This is a genomic window from Streptomyces sp. NPDC051987 (assembly GCF_040680735.1).
GTDB lineage: Bacteria > Actinomycetota > Actinomycetes > Streptomycetales > Streptomycetaceae > Streptomyces.
Genome location: NZ_JBFAXI010000172.1, coordinates 1 through 7895, shown reverse-complemented (window position 1 = coordinate 7895; position 7895 = coordinate 1). Strand labels below are relative to the sequence as shown.

Here is a 7895-nt window from a genome sequence, read left to right as displayed (position 1 = left end):
TCTTGAAGCGCCCGTGGCGGCTCCGTGCGCCCTCGCCCTGCGCCGGGCGGCGCCGGCCCTGCTCGGGTACGCGGCGGTACGCGCCCTGGGCCTGGCTGGCGAAGACCAGCTCCGCGTAGAAGACGCCTTCACGCAGATCCGTGATGCGTACTTCGGTGAGCTCCTGGCCGACGGCCTCCAGCACGTCCTTGAACAGGTCGTGGGTCAGCGGCCTGGCAGGCGCCATGCCCTGCTGGGCGAACGCGATCGCCGTCGCCTCCCCCGGCCCGATCCAGATGGGGAGGTAACGGTCGCCTCCCACTTCGCGCAGGAGCACGATCGGTTGGTTGGAGGGCATTTCCACCCGGACACCTACGACATCGAGCTCGTTCACACAGCAACCCTAGGCCGTGCCCGGGACGTTTGGGTAGTCGGGCCCGGAACGCGCGCCCGATCCGGCCCCGGTCCGGGCCTCGTCGTGGTCCTCACGGCAGCCGCACCCCGAGAGCGGTCTGCACCAGCGCGGCGTGCAGCTTCACCGTGAGTGCCGCCAGTTCCTTGGTACGGGCTTCGGCGTGGGCCCTGGTCTGCGGGTTGCGATGGCGCTTGAGCGGGGCCACCACCTGGTCCACCAGGCCCGCCTCGCGGTCGGCGGCGGCCTTCATCACCCGCAGATGGCGCGGCTCGATCCCGAACCGTCCCAGCTCGGTTACGAGCCCGGCCACGGTGACCGTCTCGGCGTCGTACACGCCCTCCTCCAGCGGAGTGATCAGTCCGTACGACTCCCACTCCGCGAGGCAGCTCTCGTCGATGTCGGCCGCGGCCAGCAGCTCGCGGCGGCCGATCCGCGCGACCGTCGGGGCCTCGGCGGCCGTCGGCACGGCCTCACCGTCCCGCTGCCGCCCCAGCACGGGCAGCTGCACCGCCTCACCGCGCTCCATGGCCTCCAGGTACTCCCGGATGACCTTGAGCGGCAGATAGTGGTCCCGCTGCATCCGCAGGACGTGCCCGAGCCGCTCGACATCCCCGGCGCTGAACTTCCGGTAGCCGGACGGGGTCCGGCGCGGCTCGATGAGCCCCTCCGACTCCAGGAAACGGATCTTGGAGATGGTGACCTCGGGGAACTCGTCGCGCAGCACGTTCAGCACCGTGCCGATGCTCATCAGCCCGGGTTCCGTGGCGGCGGCGCCGTGACCGGTACCGCCGCTCGGTGTGTGCGGCATGGACCTTCTTCCCTGGGATCCGCCGGACGAGGTCCGGCGGGGTCAGACGGCCTGTCGGCTCGCGTAGAAGACCAGCCGGTACTTGCCGATCTGCACCTCGTCACCGTTCGACAGGGCGACCTGGTCGATGCGCTCCCGGTTGACGTAGGTGCCGTTGAGGCTGCCCACGTCCGCCACCGTGAACGAGCCGTCCGGCTGGCGGCGGAACTCCACATGCCGGCGCGAGACCGTCACGTCGTCGAGGAAGATGTCGCTCTGCGGGTGACGGCCGGCCGTGGTCAGGTCGCTGTCCAGCAGGAAGCGGCTGCCCGAGTTCGGTCCGCGGCGCACCACCAGCAGCGCGGAGCCGAGCGGCAGCGCGTCGACCGCGGCCTGCGCCTCCGGCGAGAGCGACGGCATCTGGGTCTGCCCGGTGACCTCGGCGTCGTACGCTTCCAGACCGGAGATCGAGATCGTGGACGTCGTCTCCGACGCACGCTCGGGGACGGCGCCCGCACGCAGCGGGGCACCGCAGTTGGAACAGAAGCGGGCGTTCTCCGCGTTGCGGTTACCGCACCTCGTACAAACCAGGGCCGACATGGACGGATCCTCCTGCCGCGGCTGCCCCGCCGGGACGTTGGACGCGTACGGGCCGGAGGAGAACCCTCCACCCGCACCTGAGGTTGACGGTTGCCCGAAACCTATGCCGCCGGACTGGGACGGGTCAACTGACGGCGCGCCCTGACCTCCCGAAATGTCACCCGCCTGACCAGCCACCTGGTCCCGGAACAGAGGGCGCTGGCCCTCCGCGTCAGGCTGTGCGCGATGGCGAGCGGTCGCGTTGTCGCTGCCCTCTCGCGCGCTCTTGCCGAACAACTTCGCAAACAACTTCACGGGCGATTCCCCTTGACCGAAACAGACCCGCCCGTGGGGCAGGACGAACCCTGACTGAACAAACCGGCCGACCCGGACAACCACACAACGTCCGTATCCACCAGACAGTTTCCACCACGCACCGGTTCCCCGGTGCGCCGACCCCCCGCATCCTCATGCCCTCGCCCGACGCCCCCCATGCACCGCCGGTTCACTGTGAGGACGACCGAGCGTAGTCAGGCTGCTTCGCCGGTCGCAAGGCATCCACGACGATCTTGGTGGACCGCTCGACCGTCACAGTCGCCTGTTCCTTCTCGAGGGTCTGCACCACGCCTCCGGGGATGTTGAGAGCCGGTTCGAGATCCTGCGGCTTGCCGATCACCCTGAAAACGTAGGGCTGGGTGATCTTGTTCCCGTCGACGCTCACGCTCTTCCCGGAGTCGGTGAGGTAGGTGCCGGCGACCACCCGTACCCCGTTGACCTGGATCGCTTCCGCACCGGCAGCACGCAGCTCCTGGACCGCGTCGAGCAGCATGTCCGCCTGCACCGTCCCCTTCGGATCGTCGACCGTCATCGTGATGCCAGGACCCTGCGCCGCCACGGTGCCCGCGAGAATGCCGAGTTGCCGCTCCTTCTCGGCCGTCTGCCTGCGGGCCTCCGCCGCCTGGTCGGAGCTGCTCTGCAACTCCTGACGCTGCTTCTCGAGTCCTGTCTTCTCGTCCTCAAGACGCTGAGTACGGTCGTCTAGTTCATCGAGGATGCGAACAAGATCCTCCTGGCGGGCCCCGCGCAGCGCGCTGTCGTTGTCGCTGTTCGACGCGACCTGCACGGCGAGCCCGAACCCGAGCCCGAACAGCAGGAGGGCGACGATCAGTTGGGCCCGGCTCACCCGCGGTGGCCACAGCCCCTGGACCAGCCTCTGGCGGCCGGTCAGCCCGGCCTGCGGCTCCGGCCCACCGGCGGACTCGTCCTCCGGCGCCCTGGCGGGCACCTCGGCCGGGAGTTCTCTGCGCAGCCGGTGCTCCGGCTCCTTCTCGTGCTCGCCCATGCCGTTCACGCCCGGAAGACGTGCCGCCGGATCGCCGCGGCGTTGGAGAAGATGCGGATACCGAGGACCACCACGACCCCCGTGGACAGCTGCGAGCCCACCCCCAACTTGTCGCCGAGGAAGACGATCAGCGCGGCCACCACCACGTTGGACAGGAAAGAGACCACGAAGACCTTGTCGTCGAAGATCCCGTCCAGCATGGCCCGCAGACCGCCGAAGACGGCGTCGAGCGCCGCCACGACGGCGATCGGCAGATACGGCTCGACGACCGCCGGGACCTCGGGCCGGACCAACAGTCCGGCCACGACGCCCACGACGAGGCCCAGTACGGCGATCACGATGTGCCCTTCTCAGTCTTCTCGGTGTACGGCTGTGCCGTACGTACGATCACGCTCGGCGCGGCGGGCAACCGGACGTCACTCTCCGTGGAGATGGTCGCCCGGATGTCGAAGTTCTCCTCCAGGGCATGCAGATACAACCCGTCGGGGCTGTCCTGGAACCTGGAACCGAGCCTCTTCCCGTCGCCCACCGCCAGCACCGTGTACGGCGGCACCAGCGGCCTGTTGTCGACCAGTATCGCGTCCCCGGCGGCCCTGATCGCGGACAGGGCGGTCAGGCGCTGCCCGTTGATCGAGACCGCCTCGGCGCCCGAGGCCCACAGCCCGTTCACGACGCGCTGCATGTCATGGTCACGCACCCGGCCCGTGTCGGAGAAACCGGAGGTCTCCCGGGGATTGCCGGCGTCACCCCCGGAGGACGCCTCCTTGGCGTCGTTCACCACGAGTTTCACCCCGGGCCCGTGCACCGCCGTGGCTCCCGACAGCACGCCCACCAGGTCCGCCTGCCCGCTGCCGCCGCTGTCCTTCAGCGCTTCACGCTGACGAGCGCTGACGTCGTCCCGCAACTTGTCGACATTGGTCTCCAGCTTGTCCGCGGCCGCCGTCTCCCGGTCGATCCTGTCGATGAGCTCCTGGCGCTCCTTGGCCACCACGGGCGCCGTCACGCGCGCCTGAGCGGCCCCCACGGTCACCACGAGGGCCGCCAGCACCAGACCGCCGGCGAGGCCCAGCCGGGCCCGCAGGGTCTTCGGCATACCGCCGCTCTCCCCCCGCGCCCGCTTCCGCGCGGCCGCCTCGGCGTAGCCGTCGTCGAGGCTGTGGTCCATGACGTTGGTGATCAACGACATGGAGGCGTCCGGGCGCGACGGCCGGGAGACGCTGCTCCGAACGGGGGGTTGCTGCGGCATGCCGCACATCGTCGCACGTTGCGGCCAGTACCTCCGAACGGCCCCACCGGCATGCCGGACCCGACCCCGTGGGGGACACGTGTCCGGCACGCACGCGTGCAGGGGCACTACCGTCCGGCGCTGTCCACGATCGCCGACCACTCGTCCAACAGCGCCTGCGCGGAGGCGTCGTCGGGCCCCTCGGCCCACAGATGGGTGACGGCCTCGGCCGGGTCGGGCAGCACCATCACCCAGCGCCCGTCGGTCTCGACGACCCGCACCCCGTCGGTCGTGTCGACGAAACGATCACCCGCAGCCTCGACGACGCGCCGCATGACCAGACCCTTGACAGCCCACGGGGTGGCCAGGTCCCGCTTGAGGACATGCGCCTTCGGGATCCGTGCGTCGATCTGGCTGAGTGTGAGCTGCGTCCGCGCCACCAGGCCGATCAGCCGTACGAAGGCAGCCGTACCGTCGTACACACTGCTGAACTCCGGAACGATGAATCCGCCCTTGCCGTCACCACCGAAGATGGTGCCTTCTTCACGCCCCACGCGGGTGAGGTCGTCCGGAGAGGTGGTCGTCCACTCCACCTGGGTGCCGTGGTACGCGGCCACCTGCTCGGCGATCCGGGTCGTGGTGACGGGAAGCGCCACGCGGCCGCTGCGCCGCTCGGCGGCGACCAGGTCGAGCATCACCAGCAGGGCCCGGTCGTCCTCGATGATGCGGCCCTTCTCGTCGACCAGGGACAGCCGCTCACCCACCGGGTCGAACCGCACGCCGAACGCGGCACCCGAGGACGCCACGATCTCACCGAGGCGCACCAGCCCCGCCCGCCGCTGATCGGCGGTCTCCGTGGGCCTCGCCTCGTTCAGACCGGGGTTGATGGTCAGCGAGTCCACACCGAGTTTGCCGAGCAGACTGGGCAGCACGAGACCGGCGCTGCCGTTGGACGCGTCCACGACGACCTTGAGACCCGATTCGGCGATCCCGGTCGTGTCGACGTTCCGCAGCAGCGACCCCGTGTACGAGTCGAAGACGCTGGCCGGGAAATACAGGTCGCCGATCTCACCGGGGAACGCGCGCCGGTACTCCTGCCGCGCGAAGATCCGGTCCAGCTTGCGCTGGCTGGCCTGGGAGAGGTCGGCGCCCTGACCGTCGAAGAACATGATGTCGACGGAGTCCGGCACGCCGGGTGAGGTCCGGATCATGATCCCGCCGGCGCTGCCCCGCCCGGTCTGCTGCCGCGCCACCGGCAGCGGCACGTTCTCCAGGTCGCGTACGTCGATGGCACTGGCCTGGAGGGCGGAGATCACCGCCCGCTTGAGCGCACGGGCACCACGGGAGTGGTCCCGGGCCGTCGTGACGGTGGACCCCTTCTTCAGGGTGGTGGCATACGCGCCGGCCAGCCGTACGGCCAGTTCCGGCGTGATCTCGACGTTCAGGATCCCCGACACACCCCGGGCGCCGAACAGATGGGCCTGGCCGCGGGACTCCCAGATCACCGATGTGTTGACGAAGGCGCCGGCCTCGATGGTCTTGAAGGGATAGACCCGGACGTTGCCCTGAACGATCGATTCCTCACCGATCAGGCACTCGTCGCCGATGACCGCGCCGTCCTCGATCCGCGCGGCCCGCATGATGTCGGTGTTCTTCCCGACCACACAGCCACGCAGATTGCTGTGCTGCCCCACGTACACGTTGTCGTGGACGACCGCCCGGTGCAGGAAGGCGCCGCTCTTCACGACGACATTGGACCCGACGACGGTGTGTTCGCGGATTTCCGCGCCGGCCTCGACCTTGGCGTAGTCACCGATGTACAGCGGCCCACGCAGCTCGGCGTCCGGATGCACCTCCGCGCCCTCGGCGACCCATACGCCAGGGGATATCTCGAAGCCGTCGATGTCGACGTCGACCTTGCCCTCCAGGACGTCGGCCTGCGCCTTCACGTACGACTCGTGCGTACCCACATCCTCCCAGTAGCCCTCGGCGACATAGCCGTAGATCGGCTTGCCTTCCTTCATCAGCTGCGGGAAGACGTCACCGGACCAGTCGACCGGAACGTCGGCCTCGACATACTCGAATACCTCGGGCTCCATCACGTAGATGCCCGTGTTCACCGTGTCGGAGAAGACCTGGCCCCAGGTCGGCTTCTCGAGGAACCGCTCGACCTGGCCCTCTTCGTCGACGATGGTGATGCCGAATTCCAGCGGATTGGGCACACGCGTCAGGCAGACCGTGACGAGCGCGCCCTTGGCCTTGTGGAAGTTGATCAGTTCAGTGAGGTCGAAGTCGGTCAGTGCATCGCCGGAGATGACAAGGAAAGCATCGTCCTTCAACGCCTCTTCGGCGTTCTTGACGCTTCCGGCGGTACCGAGTGGCTTCTCCTCGTTGGCATAGGTGAGCTCCATGCCGAGCTCTTCGCCGTCCCCGAAGTAGTTCTTGACCAGCGATGCCAGGAACTGCACAGTGACGACGGTCTCGGTGAGCCCATGCCTTTTGAGCAGCCGTAGCACGTGCTCCATGATCGGCCGGTTCACGACCGGAAGGAGCGGCTTGGGCATGCTGGAGGTCATGGGGCGAAGGCGTGTGCCTTCACCACCGGCCATCACGACGGCCTTCATGTCGGAAGCGTCCTCCTCTAAGAGATGACGGTCTAGCCGACTTCACCCGTCAAGATTGTCCCGCACTTTTCCGCCGCGGGCCATCGAGAGCAATCGAGGGGCCACTGCGTCCGGACAATCGCCGCGGCTCAGTCGGCTGTGGCGTCCGCACGAACCAGGCGGCGGACCTGCACCACGTAAAGCACTCCTGCCCACCAGTAGAGGGTTGTACCCCACCCTGCGAACGCCCATCCGAAAATAGCAGCGAGTGACGAGATCCAGCCGCTTCCGTCACTGAGCAGGAGGAGCGGGAACGCGTACATCAGATTGAACGTCGCGGCCTTCCCCAAGAAGTTCACCTGCGGCGGCGGATAGCCGTGCCGGCGGAGGATCCCCACCATCACCAACAGCATCAGCTCGCGCAGCAGCAGTACGGCCGTCAACCAGAGCGGCAGAATCTCACGCCAGGTGAGTCCTACGAGTGTCGACAGCACGTAGAGCCGGTCCGCAGCGGGGTCCAGCAGCCGGCCTAGGCTGCTGATCTGGTTCCAGCGTCGGGCGAGCTTGCCGTCGAGGTAGTCACTGACGCCGCTGAAGAGGAGCACCAACAGGGCCCAGCCGTCGCTCTTGGGCCCGCCGAACTCGGGCCTGAGGATCAACCACAGGAAGACGGGTACGCCGACGAGACGGGCCATGCTGAGGATGTTCGGGATGGTGAGGACCCGGTCCGTCTGGACGCGGGTCTCCTGGACCTCCACCCGGGAGCCTCCTGTGGTGGGAAACGAGCCAACTCTGCCCCCTGACCCTACCTCAACACAAAAAAGCTCCGGCTCTTGGGCTTGTTGCCCAAGAGCCGGAGCTCTAAAAGGAGTTCGGCGGCGTCCTACTCTCCCACAGGGTCCCCCCTGCAGTACCATCGGCGCTGTAAGGCTTAGCTTCCGGGTTCGGAATGTAACCGGGCGTTT

The 7895-nt window shown here is 68.1% G+C and carries 8 protein-coding genes and 1 rRNA gene; all 9 read right to left on the bottom strand.

Annotation, left to right across the window (positions count from 1 at the left end; genetic code table 11):
• A partial coding sequence (locus AB0M11_RS40720; protein WP_365713918.1) for a bifunctional nuclease family protein occupies positions 1-373 on the bottom strand: 373 nt, incomplete at its 3' end.
• Between the two features lie 91 nt (positions 374-464).
• Positions 465-1202 carry a MerR family transcriptional regulator gene (locus tag AB0M11_RS40715; RefSeq protein ID WP_365713916.1) on the bottom strand — a complete coding sequence of 246 codons (738 nt, stop codon included), beginning with the start codon at positions 1200-1202 and terminating at the stop codon, positions 465-467.
• Positions 1203-1244: 42 nt separating this feature from the next.
• Positions 1245-2075 (bottom strand): FHA domain-containing protein, encoded by an 831-nt coding sequence (locus AB0M11_RS40710; protein WP_365713914.1) that lies wholly within the window; start codon positions 2073-2075, stop codon positions 1245-1247.
• 190 nt (positions 2076-2265) lie between these two features.
• Positions 2266-3102, bottom strand: a complete 837-nt coding sequence (locus AB0M11_RS40705) for a DUF881 domain-containing protein (protein ID WP_365713912.1) — start codon at positions 3100-3102, stop codon at positions 2266-2268.
• Between the two features lie 5 nt (positions 3103-3107).
• On the bottom strand, positions 3108-3440 hold the full coding sequence (locus AB0M11_RS40700) for a small basic family protein (RefSeq protein ID WP_046727248.1): 333 nt from the start codon (positions 3438-3440) through the stop codon (positions 3108-3110).
• Positions 3437-4348 carry a DUF881 domain-containing protein gene (locus tag AB0M11_RS40695; protein WP_365713910.1) on the bottom strand — a complete coding sequence of 304 codons (912 nt, stop codon included), beginning with the start codon at positions 4346-4348 and terminating at the stop codon, positions 3437-3439. The genes AB0M11_RS40700 and AB0M11_RS40695 overlap by 4 nt, the downstream gene beginning before the upstream one ends.
• Positions 4349-4455: 107 nt before the next feature.
• Positions 4456-6951 (bottom strand): mannose-1-phosphate guanyltransferase, encoded by a 2496-nt coding sequence (locus AB0M11_RS40690; RefSeq protein WP_365713908.1) that lies wholly within the window; start codon positions 6949-6951, stop codon positions 4456-4458.
• A 128-nt stretch (positions 6952-7079) separates the two neighbouring features.
• Complete coding sequence (locus AB0M11_RS40685; protein ID WP_365713906.1) at positions 7080-7688, bottom strand: CDP-alcohol phosphatidyltransferase family protein; 609 nt, start codon at positions 7686-7688, stop codon at positions 7080-7082.
• 112 nt (positions 7689-7800) lie between these two features.
• Positions 7801-7895 (bottom strand): 5S ribosomal RNA (gene rrf, locus AB0M11_RS40680); the annotation flags it as partial.

Bases quoted from the DNA above. Each gene is read 5' to 3' on its own strand.
- AB0M11_RS40715 (WP_365713916.1), bottom strand. From the start codon at position 1,202: ATGCCGCACACACCGAGCGGCGGTACCGGTCACGGCGCCGCCGCCACG.
- AB0M11_RS40705 (WP_365713912.1), bottom strand. From the start codon at position 3,102: ATGGGCGAGCACGAGAAGGAGCCGGAGCACCGGCTGCGCAGAGAACTC.
- AB0M11_RS40695 (WP_365713910.1), bottom strand. From the start codon at position 4,348: ATGCCGCAGCAACCCCCCGTTCGGAGCAGCGTCTCCCGGCCGTCGCGC.
- AB0M11_RS40690 (WP_365713908.1), bottom strand. From the start codon at position 6,951: ATGAAGGCCGTCGTGATGGCCGGTGGTGAAGGCACACGCCTTCGCCCC.